Genomic DNA, 18370 nt, shown 5'->3' with positions numbered 1-18370 from the left:
ACCCCGGACAAGGCCGTGTCCTGTAAGTCTGTTCGATGGGCTTCGCGAACAGACTTACAGGACACGGCCATGACCCGTCCAGACCTGCGTTCGTCGGTGGTGCGGCCCGGCCGGGATGAGCAGAATGCGCTCCATGAAGACTCCCGGCAGGCGGTGGGGCGCGCTCCTCCCGCTGCTCATCGCTCTCCCCGTCCTAGCGGTCCCCGGCGTCGCGCAAGCCGAAGGCGCGCGTGGCTGCTTCGACGACTCGGCGGCGATCACCGTCGAGGAGAAGCGCCTCGCCGCGACGATGCCGTCGGGCGGCCCCGCGGTCGGCCCGGAGCTGGTCCGGCTCGCCGGATTCGACAAGCTCGTCTCCGACTTCACGACGCGGCTCTGCGCGACGAAGACCGCTTTGCGCGCCGAGAAGCTCGCCGAGACCGCCGGTGACGGGCTCTGGCGGACCGCGGTCGACCGCGCGCAGGGGCGCCGTCCCGATCTCGGCAGCATCGACAAGGCCGACGACCGGCCGCTCTACTGGGCGCGCCTGCGGATGAGCAAGGCGCTGCGCCAGTGGACGCCGCGCTTCCCGCTGTCCACTCCCGCCCGCGCCGACCTGCTGAAGACGTTCGACGTCGGCGCGCGTGGCCTGGACGACTCCCGCTTCCCGTCCGGCCCGAAGCTGCGGCGGGTGCTGGTGAGCGGGTTCGACCCGTTCACCCTCAACGGCGCGGGCGTCCGCATCGCGAACCCGTCGGGCGCGGCCGCGCTGCACCTCGACGGCAAGGTCGTCCAGACCCCGACCGGTCCCGCGCAGGTGCAGGCCGTGTCGTTCCCGGTGGTGTGGAGCTACTTCGACGCGGGCATCGTCGAGGCGGCTTACGGTCAGGCGTTCAAGGACCGCTTCCGGCGCCCGGAACTGATCATGACGATCAGCCAGGGCCGTCCCGGCCGGTTCGACATCGAGCGGTGGGCCGGCGCCTGGCGCGGCGGTTCGCCGGACAACCTCGACGAGGCCGTGAAGGGTCAGGTCCCGCCCGCCAAGGGCTGGCCGCAGCCTGCCGACCAGTTCATCGAAACCACGCTGCCGTACGAAAAGATGCTCGCCGCGCCCGCCGGGGCGTACCAGGTGCAGTACAACCAGGCGTTCTGCGTCTGGCCGGACAGTGGCCGGCCCGGGACCGGGACCGCGGTGTGCCGGACGGACGCGCCGAAGCCCGGTGAGATCGCCGCTTCCGGCGGGGGCGGCAACTATCTGTCGAATGAGTCCATGTACCGGAGCAACCGGCTGCGGACGGGACTCGGCCTGACCGGGATCGCGGGCGGGCACCTGCACACGCCCGTGCTCGGCACGCCCACCGACCCGGCGGCGCTGACCGACGCCGATTTCGAGGCACGGCGGGCGGCGATCTCGTCTCAGATCGTCTCGCTGCTCACCGCCGCCCTGGGCGGCTCGGTGCCGACCAAGCCCACTACGCCGGCTACGGGTGCTTCGGCTCGCGCCGACGTCCTCGCCACCTTCGGCACCACCCTCTGACCCCACGCGATTAGTCCTCTGAATGCGGTAGTTCAGCGTCGGACTACCGCATTCAGAGGACGAAACGCGGGCGCTAGATGAGCTCCAGCGGGTCCAGCTGGATCCGGATGGGCTCGGAGGCCTTGCGGGCGTCCCGGCGCCCGGCCGCGGCGTGGATCTCGGCGGCGAGCGCCTTCCCGTCCGGGCGCGCGACCCGCACCAGGGCCCGCTCCCGTTCGGCGTTGCCGTCCTCGTCGACCTCGCCGAGCGGCACCGGGCCCAGCATCTCGCCGGTCTCCGGGAGACCGAGGTCGTCGAGCAGCGCGGCGACCGCGTCCGGGGTGCCTTCGATACTCGCCATCCGCATCGCGGGCGGGAAGCCGAGTTCGCGCCGCTCCGCCAGTTCGAGGCTCGCGTGCCAGCCCGGGTCCCACCGCACCAGCGCCTGCACCACCGAAAGACCCGCTTCCGCGCCGACGAACACGCGACCGCCTTCCGTCCCCGGCCGCACCAGGGCCGCGGCCGCCATCCAGCGGCGCAGGGTCTCCTCCCCCGCGCGCAGGTCCTGCCGCCCGAGCAGCGCCCAGCCGTCCAGCAGCAGCGCCGCGCCGTAGCCGCTTTCCGCGACCGGCTCGGCTCCCGGCGTGCACACGATCAGCGCCGGTTTCCCGGGCACCGAAGCCAACACCTCCGTCGCCCCCGAAGTCCGCACCGGGAATCCGGAGAACGCGCGGCCGAGTTCCTCGGCGGTTCGCTTGGAGCCGACGACGACCGCCCGCAACCGTACGGAACCGCAAGCGGCGCAATGGAAGTTCGTCTCGGGCACGCCGCACCACCGGCAGGCGGGCGGCCTCGGCGCGCCGTCGATCAGCCCGCCCGGCAAGGACAGCGGGCCCGCGCAGCGACGGCAGTGCGCCGACGTCCGGCAGTTGCCGCAGGCGAGTCCCGGAACGTATCCGCGGCGCGGAACCTGCACCAGGACAGGGAATCCGGCGGCCAGCGACTGTCGCGCCGCCTCGAAAGCGACCGAAGGGAGACGTGCCGCCTTCGCCGCTTCGTCCCGGGCGACGTCGAAGTCCTCGCCCACCGGCGTGACCCGGGGCGCGGCCGCCCGCAGTTCGGGACGCGCCGCCACGAGAGGCTGGGCCCAGCCCGATTCCACCAGGAACTGCGCCTCGGCGGTGCGCGCGAATCCGGCGACCAGCATGGACCCCTTCGCGGCGTGCGCGCGGTCCATCAGCACGTCACGGACGTGCGGATACGGCGCGTGCTGGTCGAGGTGGACGTCGTCGCCGTCGTCCCACACCACGAACAGGCCGGGATCGGCGACCGGCGCGAACATCGCCGCGCGCGTGCCGACGACGACCCGGACAGCGCCGCGCAGCACCGCGAGCCAGCGGCGGTACCGCTCGGCAGGGCCCAGCCCGGCGATCAGCGCGACCACGGAATCGGGGCCCAGCAACGAAACGCACGCGTCGTGCAGCCGCGTGAGATCACGATGGTCCGGCACCACCATCACGACGCCACGTCCGGTGGAGGCCGCCACCGCGGCGGCTTCGGCCAGGCGGCGCGGCCAGTCCTCCCCCGGCAGCGCCTGCCAGACGGCGTTGGCCGGACGCCGTTCCGCGACGGCCTCCAGGAACGCCGGACCGCTCTGGTACTTCTCCCACGCCGTGGTTTCGGGCGCTTCCGGCGTGGGCGCGGGCTCGGCGGGCGGCTCGCCCTCGGCCTTCGCGTGCCGGGACGGGATCGCGAGCCGCAGGACGTCGCTGAGCGTGCCGCCGTACCGGTCCGCGACCGACCGGCAGAGCGCGTGCAGCGCCGGAGGCAGCACGGGTTCGCTGGAGGTCACCCTGTCGATGTACGCGAGCTTTCCGGCGAATTCCGTGGAGTCGGTGCGCTCGACGAGATACCCGTCGACGAGCTGGCCCGCGAACCGGACGCGCACCCGGCAGCCGGGCACGGCGGTTTCATGGAGTTTCTCGGGGATCCGGTAGTCGAAGGTCCGGTCGAGATGCGTGAGCGGGATGTCCACGACGATCCGCGCGACCGGGTTCTCGGGCGCGGGGTTCTGCGCGCCGCGACGACTGGCGCTCTTCGCGCGCGACGGCTTGCCCTTCCGCGCCGGTTCGGCTTTCGGAGGCTCCGGAAGGTCCCACAGCGGGGTCGGTTCGGGACTGCTGCTCACCCGGTGATCTCTACCAGACTCCGTCGCCACTGCCTGTCACCGCGTGCTATGAAAGGTCCTTTCCTTGCGAAATTCGCAAGGAAAGGACCTTTCATAGCACTACGGAGAGCGGGAATCAGGCGCCCGCGGCCGACTTCAGGTCCGCGGCCCGCGCCGTGCTCTCCCACGGGAGACCCAGCTCGGGACGGCCGAAGTGGCCGTACGCGGCCGTCGGCGCGTAGATCGGGCGAAGCAGGTCGAGGTCGCGGATGATCGCGGCCGGACGCAGGTCGAAGACCTCCGTGATGGCGGCCTGGATCTTCGACGGGTCGACCGTCTCGGTGCCGAAGGTCTCGACGAAGAGGCCCACCGGGGCCGCCTTGCCGATCGCGTACGCGACCTGGACCTCGGCGCGTGTGGCGAGACCGGCGGCGATGACGTTCTTCGCCACCCAGCGCATCGCGTACGCGGCCGAGCGGTCCACCTTGGAGGGGTCCTTGCCGGAGAACGCGCCGCCACCGTGACGGGCCATGCCGCCGTAGGTGTCGACGATGATTTTGCGGCCGGTCAGGCCCGCGTCACCCATCGGGCCGCCGATGACGAAGCGGCCTGTCGGGTTGACCAGCAGCCGCACGTTGGAGGTGTCGAGCCCGAGCTCGGCGATCTCCGGCGCGACCACGTGCTCGCGGACGTCGACGCCGAGCATCTGCTCCAGGTCGATGCCGTCCGCGTGCTGGGTGGACACGACCACCGTGTCGAGCCGCACCGGCTGGTCACCGGCGTACTCGATGGTGACCTGGGTCTTGCCGTCCGGGCGCAGGTAAGGGAGCACGCCGTCCTTGCGGACCCGGGTCAGCCGCTGCGAGAGCCGGTGGGCCAGCGCGATCGGCAGCGGCATCAGCTCGGGGGTGTCCGAGCAGGCGTAGCCGAACATCAGGCCCTGGTCGCCGGCGCCCTGGCGGTTGATCTCGTCCTCGTCGGACTCGACGCGCGACTCGTACGCGGTGTCGACGCCCTGCGCGATGTCCGGCGACTGCGAGCCGATCGCGACGTTGACACCGCACGAGTTGCCGTCGAAGCCCTTGGCCGACGAGTCGTAGCCGATCTTCAGGATCACGTCGCGGACGATGGTCGGGATGTCCGCGTAGGCCTCGGTGGTCACCTCGCCGGCGACGTGCACCTGGCCCGTGGTGATCAGGGTTTCGACCGCCACCCGGCTGCGCGGGTCCTTGGCCAAGAGGCCGTCCAGGATCGAGTCACTGATGGCGTCGCAAATTTTGTCGGGATGACCCTCAGTCACTGACTCCGATGTGAACAGTCTGCTCGTGGACGCGGTCACGGTGGCCGTCACTCCCTCACCTAGACGTCTGATGCCTAGAAAGTTAGGCACCCCTCAGCTTGTACTCAAGCCTACTGACTATCGTTCGAGGAGCTCTCAACGCTTCATCAAGGTCACAACAGCGTCCCACAATGTGGACGCCAGTTCGGCCTTGGCTCCCAGCGGGATCGGGATCTCGGTCCCATCGGCCCCGAGCAACCAGCCCGAGTTGTCCTCGGTGCCGAACGCCTTCCCCTCCCCGACGGCGTTCACCACCAGCAGATCCGCTCCCTTGCGCTTGAGTTTGACCCGCGCGTGGTCGAGAACGCCACCCTTGTCGTCCCCGGTTTCCGCGGCGAATCCGACGACCACCTGGCCTTCTGTCCGGTTCCGCACCAGTTCGGCCAGGATGTCCGCGTTGCGCGCGAGTTCGACCACGGGATCCGGCGAATCGTCGGACTTCTTGATCTTGTGATCGGCCCTGCTCGACGGCCGGAAGTCGGCGACGGCGGCGGCCATCACCAGGATGTCGGCGGAGGCGGCCTCGGCGTGCATCGCCTGGCGCATCTCCTCGGCTGTCGACACGTGGACGACCTTCGCGCCCGCGGGTTCCGGCAGCGCGACGGTGTGCGCGGCCACCAAGGTGACCTCCGCGCCACGCTGGGCGGCGACGCGGGCCAGCGCGTAACCCTGTTTGCCCGACGAGCGGTTGCCCAGGTACCGGACCGGGTCCAGCGGCTCGCGGGTGCCGCCCGCGGAAATCGCCACGCGTACGCCTTCGAGGTCGCGCGGGAGGGCGTCCGGGACGGCGAGCAGGAGCCGGGCGAGGTCGACGATCTCGGCGGGGTCGGCGAGCCGTCCCTTGCCGGTGTCCTTGCCGGTGAGCCTGCCGGCGGCGGGTTCGGCGACGACCAGCCCGCGCGAACGCAGCAGCGCCACGTTGTCGCGGGTGGCCGGGTGCTCCCACATCTCGGTGTGCATCGCCGGGAAGAAGGCCACCGGGCACCGGGCGGTGAGCAGGGTGTTCGTCAGCAGGTCGTCCGCGATGCCGTGCGCGGCCTTGGCGAGGAGGTTCGCCGTGGCGGGCACGACGATCACCAGGTCGGCTTCCTTGCCGACGCGGACGTGCTGGACCTCGGGCACTTCGGTGAAAACGCCGGTGTGCACCGGGTTCCCGGAAAGTGCCTCGAAGGTGGCCGCGCCGACGAAGTTCAGCGCGGCTTCGGTGGGGACCACGCGGACGTCATGACCGGATTCGGTCAGTCCGCGCAGGACCTCACAGGCCTTGTAGGCGGCGATCCCGCCGCCTACGCCCAGGACGACCTTGGGTTTACTCAACGGTGTTCTCGGCGGAGTCGCGCCGGGTCACCTTGACGGCCGCCGTGGCCATCGAGTTCCTACTCACCCTCGGTGTGCTCGAGCAGGCCGCCGTGGATCTCGCGCAGGGCGATGGACAGCGGCTTCTCGCGCGGGCCCGGCTCGACCAGCGGGCCGACGTACTCCAGCAGGCCTTCGCCCAGCTGGGCGTAGTAGTCGTTGATCTGGCGAGCGCGCTTGGCCGCGTAGATCGCCAACGCGTACTTCGAGCTGACCTTTTCCAGCAGGTCGTCGATCGGCGGGTTGGTGATGCCTTCGAGCTCTTCGTGAATACCGAGCGTGGACATGGTCGTCACTCGTGGTGCTCCGAATCTTCAAGTGTCAGGTCGCCGATTATCAAGTTTAGCAACTGCTCGGCGGCGTCTCGCACGTCGGCGTTGACGACGCGCTCGTCGAACTCCCCGGCGGCGGCGAGTTCGCGCTCAGCCTCGGCCAGCCTGGCCTTCACCGCGGCCTCGTTCTCGGTGCCGCGACCGGTCAGCCTGCCGACCAGTTCGTCCCACGACGGCGGCATCAGCATCACCAGCCGGGCCTCCGGCATCGCCTTGCGGACCTGCCGCGCGCCCTGGAGTTCGATCTCCAGGATGGCGTTGCGCCCGGCGGCCAGAGCCCGCTCGACGGGCTCGCGCGGAGTGCCGTAGCAGTTACCGGTGAACTCCGCGTGTTCCAGCAGTTCGCCGTCGGTGACCATGCGGTCGAATTCGGCGCGGTCGACGAAGTGGTAGTGCTCGCCGTCCACCTCACCCGGCCTCGGCTTCCTGGTGGTCACCGAGACGCTGAAATAGATCTCCGGATCCAGCTTGCGCAGCTCCCCCGCCACGCTCGACTTCCCGACCCCGGAAGGCCCTGATACGACCGTGAGCCGGTGCCGGGATTCGACTCCCGCCACCGGCTCACCGCCGCGGTCAGCGCCCGGGTTCGCCGGGTGGTCCTGACCGGTGCCGCTCACTCGCCGCTGAATTCGGCCAGCAGCGCCTTGCGCTGCCGGTCGCCGAGGCCGCGGAGACGACGGCTGGGTGCGATCTCCAGTCGTTCCATGGTCTGCTGGGCGCGGACCTTGCCGACACCCGGAAGAGCCTCGAGCAGAGCCGAGACCTTCATCTTGCCGAGGACTTCGTTCTCCTCGGCCTGCTTCAACACGTCGACCAGAGTGGTACCGCCCCGCTTCAGCCGCTCCTTCAGCTCAGCACGGATGCGGCGGGCGGCGGCGGCCTTCTCCAGCGCCGCAGCGCGCTGTTCCTCTGTCAGCTGGGGAAGTGCCACGTTTTCCTCCGGTAGTTCTCAAATCTGGGTGGGTGTGGCGACGGTACCCACCCGTTACCTCGGCCCACAATGCGGGGGTGGCTGGTCATGACGGATTCCCGGGCCTGCTATTGGCCTTTTTCCAGGGGTCCGAGGGAATCCCGTGTCCTCCGAACGGCCGCACGGAGGGATTCGGGGTCCGGTCCGTGCTTGAGGACGTCGCGGGACGACGCGGGGAGCACACCCGGCAGTCCCGGCCCGAAAAGGGCGCGCAAATCGGCCGGAGTGGCCCCCTGGGCCCCGAAACCGGGTGCCAGGACGGGACCGTTCAGCTTGCTCAGATCGAGTTCTCCCGGCGCGATGGTGGCGCCGACGACGACACCGATGTCACCCAGCGGCCCGACACCGGCGTTGTGCGCCGCCGCCGTGTCGACGATGTCCTGCGCGACAGTCTTTCCGTTGGGCAGCAAGGCGTTCTGCAATCCCTGCGCCTCCGGGTTGGAAGTGCGCGCGAGGACGAACAGGCCCTTGCCTTGCGCCTGCGCAACCTCGATCGCGGGAGCCAGCGAGCCGAACCCGAGGTAGGGGGACACCGTTATGGCGTCGGCCTCGAGTTCCGCCCCCGCGGGCAGGAAAGCCGCCGTGTACGCCGCCATCGTGGAACCGATGTCGCCGCGCTTGACGTCCAGCAGGACGAGCGCGCCCGCCTCCCGGCACACCTTCATCGTCTTGGCCAGGACAGCGACCCCAGGAGGCCCGTAGGCCTCGAAAAAGGCCGACTGGGGCTTGATGACCGCGACCTCGGGCGCGATCACCTCGGCGGCGGTGAGGGCGAACTTCTCCAAACCGCCCGCGTCCGCCGGGAGACCCCACGCCTGGAGCAACCCGGGGTGGGGGTCGATCCCGGCGCAGAGCGGTCCCTTTTCCGCGACCGCCCGCGCCAGCCTCGCCCCGAACCGCCCGCTCACGCCTTGGCCTTCAGCGCCGCCTGGAGGCTCTGCAGCGACCGGACGCCGATGTCACCCTTGATGACGGCTTCTATCCCGTGCACGGCCGCCGCGGCGCCCTGCACGGTGGTGATGCAGGGGATGTCCCGTGACACCGCGGCGGTACGGATCTCGTAGCCGTCGATCCGCGGACCGCTGTTGCCGTAAGGAGTGTTGATCACCATCTGCACTTCGCCGCTGAGGATGACATCCACGACGTTCTGTTCGCCTTCGGCCGAACCTTCGTAGTGCTTGCGCACGACGGTGCAGGCGATCCCGTTGCGCCGCAGGACTTCCGCCGTACCCGAGGTGGCGAGGATCTCGAAACCGAGGTCCGCCAGCCGTTTCACCGGGAACACGAGCGAACGCTTGTCGCGGTTGGCGACGGAGACGAAGACCTTGCCCGACGTCGGCAGCGAACCGTAGGCACCCGCCTGCGACTTGGCGAACGCCTTCCCGAAGGAAACGTCGACACCCATGACCTCGCCGGTGGACTTCATCTCCGGGCCGAGCAGCGAGTCGACGCCGTGGCCCTCGGGGGTGCGGAAGCGGTGGAACGGCAGGACCGCCTCCTTGACCGCGACCGGCGAATCGGCGGGCATGTGGCCCCCGTCACCCTCGGCGGGGAGGACGCCGGACGCGCGCAGGTCCTTGATCGACGAGCCGGTCATGATCAGCGCCGCGGCCTTGGCCAGCGGCACCGCGGTCGCCTTCGACACGAACGGCACCGTCCGCGAGGCGCGCGGGTTGGCCTCCAGGACGTACAGGACGTCGTCCTTGAGCGCGTACTGGACGTTCAGGAGCCCGCGGACGCCGACGCCGCGCGCGATGGCCTCGGTCGAGCGGCGCACCGTCTCGATGTCGGTCCGGCCCAGGGTGATCGGCGGCAGCGCGCACGAGGAGTCGCCGGAGTGGATCCCGGCCTCCTCGATGTGCTCCATGACTCCGCCGAGGAAGAGGTCTTCGCCGTCGAAGAGCGCGTCGACGTCGATCTCGATGGCGTCGTCGAGGAAGCGGTCGACCAGCACCGGGTGCTCGGGCGTGACCTCGGTGGCGCGGTGGATGTAGCCGGCCAGGGACTCCTCGTCGTAGACGATCTCCATGCCGCGTCCGCCCAGCACGTAGGACGGCCGCACCAGGACCGGGTAGCCGATCTTGTCGGCGATCCGCTTCGCGCCCTCGAACGAGGTCGCCGTGCCGTACTTCGGCGCGGGCAGCCCGGCGTCGGTGAGGACCTCGCCGAACGCGCCGCGGTCCTCGGCGAGGTGGATCGCGTCCGGGGAGGTGCCGATCACCGGGACACCGGCGTCGGCGAGGCGCTTCGCGAGCGAGAGCGGCGTCTGGCCGCCCAGCTGCACGATGACCCCGGCGACGGTGCCCGACTCCTGCTCGGCGTTGACGACCTCCAGCACGTCCTCGAACGAGAGCGGCTCGAAGTAGAGCCTGTCCGAGGTGTCGTAGTCGGTGGAGACGGTCTCGGGGTTGCAGTTGACCATGACGGCCTCGAAACCGGCCTCGCGCAGGGCGATCGCGGCGTGCACGCACGAGTAGTCGAACTCGATGCCCTGCCCGATGCGGTTCGGCCCGGAGCCGAGGATCAGGACCTTCGGCTTCTCGGTCTGCGCGGTGATCTCCGACTGCGCGGCGGGATCGGTCTCGTAGGCCGAGTAGTGGTACGGCGTCTTGGCCGCGAACTCGGCCGCGCAGGTGTCGACGGTCTTGTACACCGGCCGTACGCCGAGACGGCGGCGCAGCGCGCGGACGCCGTCCTCCCCCGCCAGTTCCGGCCGCAGCGAAGCGATCTGGCGGTCGGAGAGGCCGATCCGCTTGGCGCGCCGCAGCAGCGGCTCGTCCAGCACCAGGGCGTCGCGGACCTCTGAGCCGACCTCGCCGATGAGGGCGATCTGGTCGATGAACCACGGGTCGATGCCCGAAGCCTCGTGGATCTGCTCGACGGTGCCGCCGAACCGCAGCGCCCGCTCCACTTCGTAGAGCCGGCCGTCGTGCGGCGTGCGCAAGGCGTCCAAAATGGACTCCAGCGTCGCGCCTTCGGGGTCGGGGCGGGTCCAGAAGCCGGTGGCCTTGGTGTCGATGGAGCGCAGCGCCTTGCCGAGGGCCTCGGGGAAGCTGCGACCGAACGACATCGCCTCGCCGACGCTCTTCATCGTCGTGGTCAGCGTCGGGTCCGCGCCGGGGAACTTCTCGAAGGCGAACCGCGGCACCTTCACCACGACGTAGTCCAGCGTCGGCTCGAAGGCCGCCGGGGTCTCGCCGGTGATGTCGTTGCGGATCTCGTCGAGCGTGTAGCCGATGGCGAGTTTCGCGGCGATCTTGGCGATCGGGAAACCGGTCGCCTTCGACGCCAGCGCGCTCGACCGCGAGACGCGCGGGTTCATCTCGATGACGACCATGCGGCCGTCGGCCGGGTTGATCGCGAACTGGATGTTGCAGCCGCCGGTGTCGACGCCGACCGCGCGCAGCACGTCGATGCCGACGTCGCGCATGTGCTGGTACTCGCGGTCGGTCAGGGTCATCGCGGGCGCGACGGTGACCGAGTCGCCGGTGTGCACGCCCATCGCGTCGATGTTCTCGATCGAGCAGACGACCACCACGTTGTCGTGCCGGTCGCGCATGAGTTCGAGTTCGAACTCCTTCCAGCCGAGGACGCTCTCCTCGATGAGCACCTCGGTGACCGGCGACTCGTCGAGGCCGGTGGAGGCGAGCCGCTCCAGTTCCTCGTCGGTGTGCGCCATGCCCGAGCCGAGCCCGCCCATGGTGAACGACGGCCGGATGACGACGGGGAGGCCGACGTCGGCGACGGTCGCGCGGACCTCGTCCATCGTGTTGCAGACTCGGCTGCGCGGGGTCTCCGCGCCGATGTCGGCGACGATGTTCTTGAACTTCTGCCGGTCCTCACCGCGCTGGATGGCTTCGACGTCGGCACCGATCAGCTCGACACCGTACTTCTCCAGGACACCGCGCTCGTGCAGGGCGACAGCGCAGTTCAGTGCCGTCTGGCCACCGAGGGTCGCGAGGATCGCGTCGGGGCGTTCCTCGGCGATGACCTTCTCGACGAATTCCGGGGTGACCGGCTCGATGTAGGTGGCGTCGGCGAACTCGGGGTCGGTCATGATGGTCGCCGGGTTCGAGTTCACCAGCGAGACCCGCAGTCCCTCTTCGCGGAGTACGCGGCAGGCCTGGGTGCCGGAGTAGTCGAACTCCGCCGCCTGGCCGATCACGATCGGCCCGGAGCCGATCACCAGCACGTGCTGGATGTCTGTCCTCTTCGGCATTAGTTTTCCTCACTCACCAGGCGCCGCAGACCGTCGCGGAAGACCTGAAAACTCTGGGAACGATTGTTCTCTACATCCATGTGCGGCGCTATTTCGCGCGCGGCCTGCACTTTCCGCAAGCCCTTCCTGTGGTAGCCGTGCTTCCGCAGCACCTGTTCCAGGCCCTCCCATGCACCGCCCGGAATCGCCTCCGGATCGCGGGATTTGGTCTGGCTTCCCAGGCTCAGCGGCACCCTGGGATAGGTCGCGTGCAACGCAGGCACGTCACCGAGGAACCAAGCCTCAAGCTCCTCGATCACAATGCGGAAAAGAGCGGCCTCGGCGGGCAGCCCCACCTCATCGGCGATCTCGACAAGACGAGCTTTGAGCTTTACGCAGTCGTCATTGTCGCGGTCGAGCAGAACCACGATCCTCAGCCCCGTCTCGGCCCAGTAGTACGTGTAGTCCCGAAGCCGAACCGGCAGCCTGCTCACCAGGTCGGCCCTGCCGTTGAAGGGAATGATCTGGTACGCGAACCCAGGAATGATCTTCGGCAGCAAAGATCTGAGAGCGGCCTCCGCCGACGGTTCCTCGACCAGTATTTCGAGGCGGGAGGGACTGAGCACGGTCACGGCCGCTCCGCGAGCGGATCGCCGAACCGGAAGTACCCTTCGGTCCACAAAGCTCCAAGCGCCGCGCCGTCCTCGACCATACGGACGACGGGCGTCTCGTCTGCGGCTCGCTTGGCCTCGGCAAAACCGTCACCGTTTCGCGCGAAGGCCCATACCTCGGAGGGCCGCAGGGCATCGACGAATCGCGGCGCGTGCGTCGCGATGATGACCTGCTCGGCCGCAGCACCCCGCGCGTCGTCCGCCAGGGGATAGTGCAACCGAGGATGCACCTGGTTCTCCGGCTCCTCCAGCAGCAGCACTGCCACCGGGCTGTGCAGGGCCACGAGATAACCCAGTAGCAGCAATGTCCCGTCGGAGATGTTCTCCGGCAGGATCGGCTGCTCGCGACCCCGTTCCTTCAACCGGACGATGTGGCTGCCATCTCCCAATCGGAGCGGCAGGAAGTCCTCCAAACCCGGCACGTAGCGACGCAGGGCACCGAGTATTTCGGCCCATTCGCCGGGCTGTTCCTCTCGCAGATACTCGACCCGCATCGCGAGGTTGTCGCCATTCGGATCCAGACCGGTGCCACGACGAACACCCCGGGTTCCCGACCGCATGGCGGAGACATCCAAGTCGATCAGCTGGATCCCTCCCATGAACTCGAGAAAGCTGGTGATGTGACGATTCCCGGCCAACTGGCCAAGTGCGCTCACCGCGAGCAATCGAGGACCAGTGAGCCGTTGCGATCGCCAGCCGTCGTCCCCTGGACCGCGGATCTGTCCCTCACCGAGCCGGAAGTCGAGGATGCCGACAAGGTTGCCGGATTCGTCGGGTGACCAAGACAACCGCTCGTGAACAGCCAGCGGCACACCATCCTCCTCGTCGACACCGAGGACGTAAACGAAGAGGTCGCCCGCCACCCGGCACGCCACCTCGATCTCCACTGCCCCCGACGAGTCCCTGCTCCTGATCTCCGCAAGCCCGTCGCGACGAGTCCAAGCCGATTCGAGCCCGCCCATGAGTGCCTCATGGACGAAGCTCAGCGCGTCGAAGACCGTGGACTTGCCGCTGCCATTGGGACCGAGAAGCGCCGTGATCGGCGTCAAGCCGTCCAGTTCGACGTCCCGCAGCACTCGGTAGTTGCGGATCCGGATTCGTTCGATCCCAGTGGACAAAGCCATTACTTGGCCTTCTCCATCAAGCTCACGAACTCGTCGAACAGGGGGGCCGCGTCGTGCGGGCCGGCGGCGGCCTCGGGGTGGTACTGCACCGAGAACGCGGGGACGTCGAACGCGCGGACACCTTCGACGGTGTCGTCGTTCGGGCAGTAGTGCGAGATCTGGGCGGCGCCGAACGGCGTCTCGAACCGCTGACCCGGCTCGCCTTCGAGGGCGAAACCGTGGTTCTGCGCGGTGATCGCGACGCGTTTGGTCGCCACGTCGATCACCGGGATGTTGATCCCGCGGTGGCCGTAGCGCATCTTGTAGGTGCCCAGCCCCAGCGCGCGGCCGAGGATCTGGTTGCCGAAGCAGATGCCGAACAGCGGGACCTCCCGCTGCAGCACCGCTTTCGTCAGCTCCGTCGCGTGCGCGGTGGTCGCCGGGTCGCCGGGGCCGTTGGACAGGAACACGCCGTCCGCCTCGACCGCGAGCAGATCGTCCACAGTGGACGACGCGGGCAGCACGTGCACCTCGATGCCGCGGGCGGCCATCATGCGCGGGGTGTTGGACTTGATACCCAGGTCCAGCGCGGCGACGCGGAACTTCCGCTCGCCCTGCGCTTCGACGACGTACGTCTGCTTGGTGCTGACCTCGCCGGCGAGGTCGGCGCCCTTCATCTGCGGGCTGGCCTTGACCTCGGCGAGCATCTCCTCGTCGGTGCCCAGCGCGTCGCCCGAGAAGACGCCGGACCGCATGGCGCCCTGCTCGCGCAGGTGCCGGGTCAGTGTGCGGGTGTCCACTTCGGAGATCCCGACGACGCCCTGGCGCTCCAGTTCCTCGTCCAGCGTGCGCTTGGCGCGCCAGTTGGACGGGGTGCGCGCGGGATCGCGGACGACGTAACCCGAGACCCAGATGCGCGAGGACTCGTCGTCCTCGTCGTTCCAGCCGGTGTTGCCGATCTGCGGCGCGGTCTGGACCACGATCTGCCGGTGGTAGGAGGGGTCGGTCAAGGTCTCCTGGTAGCCGGTCATCCCGGTGCAGAACACCGCCTCACCCAGGCTCCGGCCGCGGGCGCCGTACGCGGAGCCGCGAAACACCCTGCCGTCTTCGAGGACCAGCGCGGCGGGGGTCCTGTTGTTCGCGGTGCTCATCAGGCACCTCCCTTGATGTCGTTGGGAATGTCTTGCAAAGCTTCGATCCACTGTGGATAGTCGTCGACGTCGTCGCCGCGGAATCCGGTGTCCAGTTCGACGTCCCCGGCGAGCCAGGTGACGACCAGCAGGGCGTCGATGCCCATCACCTTCCCGGCCATCCCCTTGTCCTTGCGGACGCCGGTGACCGAGGCGCGCGGGATCCAGAAGTCCGGGGCGCCGCCGCGTTCGATGGCGATGCCGTCTTCGTGCAGCCGCCAGACCGCGCCGGTGCGCAGGCCCGCGCCGCGGGTGACCACGCGCTCCTGCCAGTGCCCCGCCGTCGTCGTGCTGATGTAGACGCCCACCGATTCGATCAGCGCCTCGCCGGGTTCGGCGGGGATCTCGGCGAACGGCGGCACCTGGACGCTCTGCGCCCGCGACTTGCGCCGCCAGCCGCGCCACATCAGGAGGACGCAGACGAGGAAGAAGGCGAAGACCCCCAGGGTCAGCAGAATCCGGTCGCTCATGGTGCGATCTTCCCTTCCCGCGCGGTGATCCGCCCGCGCAGCAACGTCGCCGTCACCACGCCGGGGAGCCGCATTCCTTCGTACGGGGTGTTGCTCGAGATGCTGGCGAGTTCGAAGCCCCGCACGGTCCATTCGGCGTCCGGGTCCACCAGCGTCAGGTTGGCCGGTTCGCCGACCTCGATCGGACGGCCGTGGTCGGACAGGTTCCCGATCTCGGCGGGCCGCTCGCTCATCACCCGCGCGACACCGCGCCAGTCCAGCAGACCGGTCGAGACCATGGTCTCGACCACGATCGACAACGCGGTCTGGAGACCGAGCATGCCGGGGCGGGCCGAGTTCCACTCGCAGTCCTTGTCCTGGACGGCGTGCGGCGCGTGGTCGGTGGCGACGCAGTCGATGACGCCCTCGGCCAGCGCGGTGCGCAGCTTCTCGGCGTCGGATCCGGTGCGCAGCGGCGGGTTGACCTTGTTGACCGGGTCGTAGGTCGCGAGCCGCTCGTCGGTCAGCAGCAGGTGGTGCGGGGTGACCTCGGCCGAGACCTTGGTACCGCGCTCCTTGGCCCACTTCAGGATGTCGGCGGTGCCCGAAGTGGACACGTGGCAGATGTGCAGCCGCGCGTTCGCGTGCTGGGCGAGCAGGCAGTCGCGAGCGACGATCGACTCCTCCGCCGAAGCGGGCCAGCCGGTGTAGCCCAGGCGCGCGGCCTGCTCACCTTCGTGCGCCTGCGCGCCCACGGTCAGCCGCGGCTCCTCGGCGTGCTGAGCGATGACCACGCCGAGCGCCGTCGAGTACTCCAGCGCGCGGCGCATGAGCAGCGGGTCCGCGACGCAAAGGCCGTCGTCGGAGAAGACCTTCACCTGAGCCTCGGACTTCGCCATGGTGCCCAGCTCGGCGAGCTTCTCGCCCTTGAGGCCCACGGTGACCGCGCCGACCGGGTGCACGTCGACCAGCCCGGCCTCCTGGCCGCGCCGCCACACGTGGTCGACGATCACCGCGTTGTCGGCCACCGGATCGGTGTTGGCCATGGCGAACACCGCGGTGTAGCCGCCGAGCGCGGCCGCGGCCGAACCGGTGGCGATGGTCTCGGTGTCCTCACGGCCGGGCTCGCGCAGGTGGGTGTGCAGGTCGACGAAACCGGGGAGCAGCACCTGGCCGCCCGCGTCGATCACTTCGGCGTCTTCCGGAGTGTCCAGGGACCCGATGTCGGTGATGACCCCGTCCTCGACGAGCACGTCGACCGGGTCGCCCTCTCCGTAGGGGCGGGCGCCCTTGATCAGGACGGTAGTCACGCTGCGGCTCCTTCGCTGGCAAGCAGGTGGTAGAGGACCGCCATGCGCACGTGGACGCCGTTGCGGACCTGTTCGGTGATGGCCGAGGCCGGGGAGTCGGCGACCGCCGAGGCGATCTCCATCCCGCGCAGCATCGGACCGGGGTGCAGGACGACGGCGTGCTCGGGCAGGAGCTTCATCCGCCGCTCGTTGAGGCCGTAGGCGATCGAGTACTCGCGCGCCGAAGGAAAAAAGCCCCCGTGCATGCGTTCCGCCTGGACCCGCAGCATCATGACCGCGTCGAGCGCGGGCAGTTCGGCGTCGAGCTCGTGCGACACCGTGACCGGCAGGCTCTCCACCCCGGCGGGCAGCAGCGTCGGCGGGGCGACGAGCACCACTTCCGCCCCCAGCGAGGAGAGCAGGTGGATGTTCGACCGCGCCACCCGGCTGTGCAGGACGTCGCCGACGATCCCGATCCGGCGTCCCTCGAACGATCCGAGGCGCTCCCGCAGCGTCGCGGCGTCGAGCAACGCCTGGGTGGGGTGTTCGTGGGTGCCGTCCCCCGCGTTGACGACCGCCGTCCCGGCTTCGGCGAGCCAGCCCGAAAGCCGCTGCGCCGCCCCGGAAGCGGGGTGCCGGATGATCACGCAGTCGGCGCCGGCAGCGGCCAGCGTCAGCGCGGTGTCCCGCAGCGATTCACCCTTGTTGACCGAGGAACTGGACGCGGAGACGTTGATCACGTCGGCGCTCATCCATTTCCCCGCGATCTCGAACGAGACGCGGGTGCGGGTCGAGTTCTCGTAGAACAACGTGATGACGGTGCGGCCACGCAACGTGGGCAGTTTGCGGACCTCGCGGCCCAGCAAGGTGTGCTTGAGCTCTTCGGCGGTGTCCAGCACGGCTGTCGCGAGCGCCGGGTCGAGCCCGTCGGTGGCGAGCAGGTGCTTCACGATCGGTCTCCTTCTGGTGAAGCGCTGTCCTTCAACGACCGCAGCAGAACCGTGTCCCGTCCGTCCACTTCGGACAGCAGGACCTCGATCCCCTCGGCACGTGAGGTGGGCACGTTCTTGCCCACGTAGTCGGCGCGGATCGGTAGTTCGCGGTGGCCGCGGTCGACCAGCACGGCCAGCTGGACCGCGCGCGGGCGGCCGTGGTCGCGCAGGGCGTCGAGGGCGGCGCGGACGGTGCGGCCGGAGAACAGCACGTCGTCGACCAGGATCACCACCGCGTCGTCGATACCGGTCGGCGGCAGCTGCGAATGTTCGAGCGCGCGGGGCGGGCGGCGGCGGAGATCATCACGGTAGAGCGTGATGTCCAGCGCGCCGGTCGGCGGACGGATGCCGGAGAACTCGGCGATCTTGTCCGCGAGCCGCAGGGCGAGCGGGGTACCCCGAGTGGGGATGCCCAGCAACACGGGTGGAGTCGAGCCACCGGCACCGAGAGCGGTCTTCTCGATGACCTGGTGAGCCATTCGGGCGATCGTACGCGCGACATCCCCGGACGAGAGCAGCTCGCGCTCTCCCGCCGGTTCCGCCGCGCCACGCGGGCGTGACGACAAGGCGGACCTCCTTCCCCGCCTCTCTGGACGGGTCCTTAAAGGACGTCGACTTCCTGCGTAGCGAGGAAATCGAGTCGACACTAGCAGGAACGGAGCCTCATTCTTACGGGTGGCGCGCCCCAGGTGACGAAGGCCTCGCGAAAGCACCCGCTTGACCTGGTGACAACTATGCGTAACCATTACTCTGAGTATTCGACTCTAGGAGTCCCCTGGATCGGTCACCCCGACCGGTTGGGGGTGAGGAAACGGAGAA

Annotated in this window: 16 protein-coding genes; 1 reads left to right on the top strand and 15 read right to left on the bottom strand. The window is 69.3% G+C overall.

The genetic code is table 11. From position 1 onward, the window contains the following. Positions 1 to 133 precede the first annotated feature (133 nt). On the top strand, positions 134 to 1516 hold the full coding sequence (locus ACFOSH_RS06675; protein ID WP_378237799.1) for a hypothetical protein: 1383 nt from the start codon (positions 134 to 136) through the stop codon (positions 1514 to 1516). Positions 1517 to 1589: 73 nt separating this feature from the next. On the opposite strand, the gene ACFOSH_RS06670 is transcribed toward ACFOSH_RS06675, so the two are convergent. The 15 genes from ACFOSH_RS06670 to pyrR all read right to left on the bottom strand — a co-directional run bounded on the left by ACFOSH_RS06670 (position 1590) and on the right by pyrR (position 18117). Beyond that, a complete protein-coding gene (locus tag ACFOSH_RS06670; RefSeq protein WP_378237798.1) occupies positions 1590 to 3683 on the bottom strand; it encodes a primosomal protein N' in 2094 nt (697 codons plus the stop codon). A 115-nt stretch (positions 3684 to 3798) separates the two neighbouring features. Continuing rightward, on the bottom strand, positions 3799 to 5001 hold the full coding sequence (gene metK, locus ACFOSH_RS06665) for a methionine adenosyltransferase (RefSeq protein ID WP_181772746.1): 1203 nt from the start codon (positions 4999 to 5001) through the stop codon (positions 3799 to 3801). Between the two features lie 96 nt (positions 5002 to 5097). After that, the gene (gene coaBC, locus ACFOSH_RS06660) at positions 5098 to 6318 is read right to left on the bottom strand and encodes a bifunctional phosphopantothenoylcysteine decarboxylase/phosphopantothenate--cysteine ligase CoaBC (RefSeq protein ID WP_378237797.1); all 1221 of its coding nucleotides are present in this window, start codon (positions 6316 to 6318) and stop codon (positions 5098 to 5100) included. 59 nt (positions 6319 to 6377) lie between these two features. Further along, on the bottom strand, positions 6378 to 6644 hold the full coding sequence (gene rpoZ / locus ACFOSH_RS06655) for a DNA-directed RNA polymerase subunit omega (protein WP_364025271.1): 267 nt from the start codon (positions 6642 to 6644) through the stop codon (positions 6378 to 6380). Between the two features lie 5 nt (positions 6645 to 6649). After that, positions 6650 to 7306 (bottom strand): guanylate kinase, encoded by a 657-nt coding sequence (gene gmk / locus ACFOSH_RS06650; RefSeq protein WP_378237796.1) that lies wholly within the window; start codon positions 7304 to 7306, stop codon positions 6650 to 6652. Continuing rightward, complete coding sequence (gene mihF, locus ACFOSH_RS06645; RefSeq protein WP_003096398.1) at positions 7303 to 7620, bottom strand: integration host factor, actinobacterial type; 318 nt, start codon at positions 7618 to 7620, stop codon at positions 7303 to 7305. Before mihF ends, gmk begins: the two co-directional genes overlap by 4 nt. Positions 7621 to 7727: 107 nt before the next feature. Further along, complete coding sequence (gene pyrF, locus ACFOSH_RS06640) at positions 7728 to 8567, bottom strand: orotidine-5'-phosphate decarboxylase (protein ID WP_378237795.1); 840 nt, start codon at positions 8565 to 8567, stop codon at positions 7728 to 7730. After that, positions 8564 to 11878 (bottom strand): carbamoyl-phosphate synthase large subunit, encoded by a 3315-nt coding sequence (gene carB / locus ACFOSH_RS06635; protein WP_378237794.1) that lies wholly within the window; start codon positions 11876 to 11878, stop codon positions 8564 to 8566. The genes pyrF and carB overlap by 4 nt, the downstream gene beginning before the upstream one ends. Next, the gene (locus ACFOSH_RS06630; protein ID WP_378237792.1) at positions 11878 to 12489 is read right to left on the bottom strand and encodes a DUF4276 family protein; all 612 of its coding nucleotides are present in this window, start codon (positions 12487 to 12489) and stop codon (positions 11878 to 11880) included. The genes carB and ACFOSH_RS06630 overlap by 1 nt, the downstream gene beginning before the upstream one ends. After that, positions 12486 to 13652, bottom strand: coding sequence for an AAA family ATPase (locus tag ACFOSH_RS06625; RefSeq protein ID WP_378237791.1), 1167 nt, complete (start codon positions 13650 to 13652; stop codon positions 12486 to 12488). Before ACFOSH_RS06625 ends, ACFOSH_RS06630 begins: the two co-directional genes overlap by 4 nt. After that, positions 13652 to 14782 (bottom strand): glutamine-hydrolyzing carbamoyl-phosphate synthase small subunit, encoded by a 1131-nt coding sequence (gene carA, locus ACFOSH_RS06620; RefSeq protein WP_378237790.1) that lies wholly within the window; start codon positions 14780 to 14782, stop codon positions 13652 to 13654. The genes ACFOSH_RS06625 and carA overlap by 1 nt, the downstream gene beginning before the upstream one ends. Next, on the bottom strand, positions 14782 to 15291 hold the full coding sequence (locus tag ACFOSH_RS06615; RefSeq protein ID WP_378237789.1) for a PH-like domain-containing protein: 510 nt from the start codon (positions 15289 to 15291) through the stop codon (positions 14782 to 14784). Before ACFOSH_RS06615 ends, carA begins: the two co-directional genes overlap by 1 nt. After that, positions 15288 to 16580: a dihydroorotase gene (locus ACFOSH_RS06610; RefSeq protein WP_378237788.1), complete on the bottom strand. Its 1293-nt coding sequence runs from the start codon at positions 16578 to 16580 to the stop codon at positions 15288 to 15290. Before ACFOSH_RS06610 ends, ACFOSH_RS06615 begins: the two co-directional genes overlap by 4 nt. Then, positions 16577 to 17509, bottom strand: coding sequence for an aspartate carbamoyltransferase catalytic subunit (locus ACFOSH_RS06605; RefSeq protein ID WP_034311667.1), 933 nt, complete (start codon positions 17507 to 17509; stop codon positions 16577 to 16579). The genes ACFOSH_RS06610 and ACFOSH_RS06605 overlap by 4 nt, the downstream gene beginning before the upstream one ends. Next, the gene (gene pyrR, locus ACFOSH_RS06600; protein ID WP_378237787.1) at positions 17506 to 18117 is read right to left on the bottom strand and encodes a bifunctional pyr operon transcriptional regulator/uracil phosphoribosyltransferase PyrR; all 612 of its coding nucleotides are present in this window, start codon (positions 18115 to 18117) and stop codon (positions 17506 to 17508) included. The genes ACFOSH_RS06605 and pyrR overlap by 4 nt, the downstream gene beginning before the upstream one ends. Positions 18118 to 18370: the final 253 nt, after the last annotated feature.

This window comes from Amycolatopsis speibonae (genome assembly GCF_042647925.1).
Classification (GTDB): domain Bacteria; phylum Actinomycetota; class Actinomycetes; order Mycobacteriales; family Pseudonocardiaceae; genus Amycolatopsis; species Amycolatopsis speibonae.
Note: the sequence above shows the minus strand (reverse complement) of the source record. Positions and strands in the feature narration are given on the sequence as shown.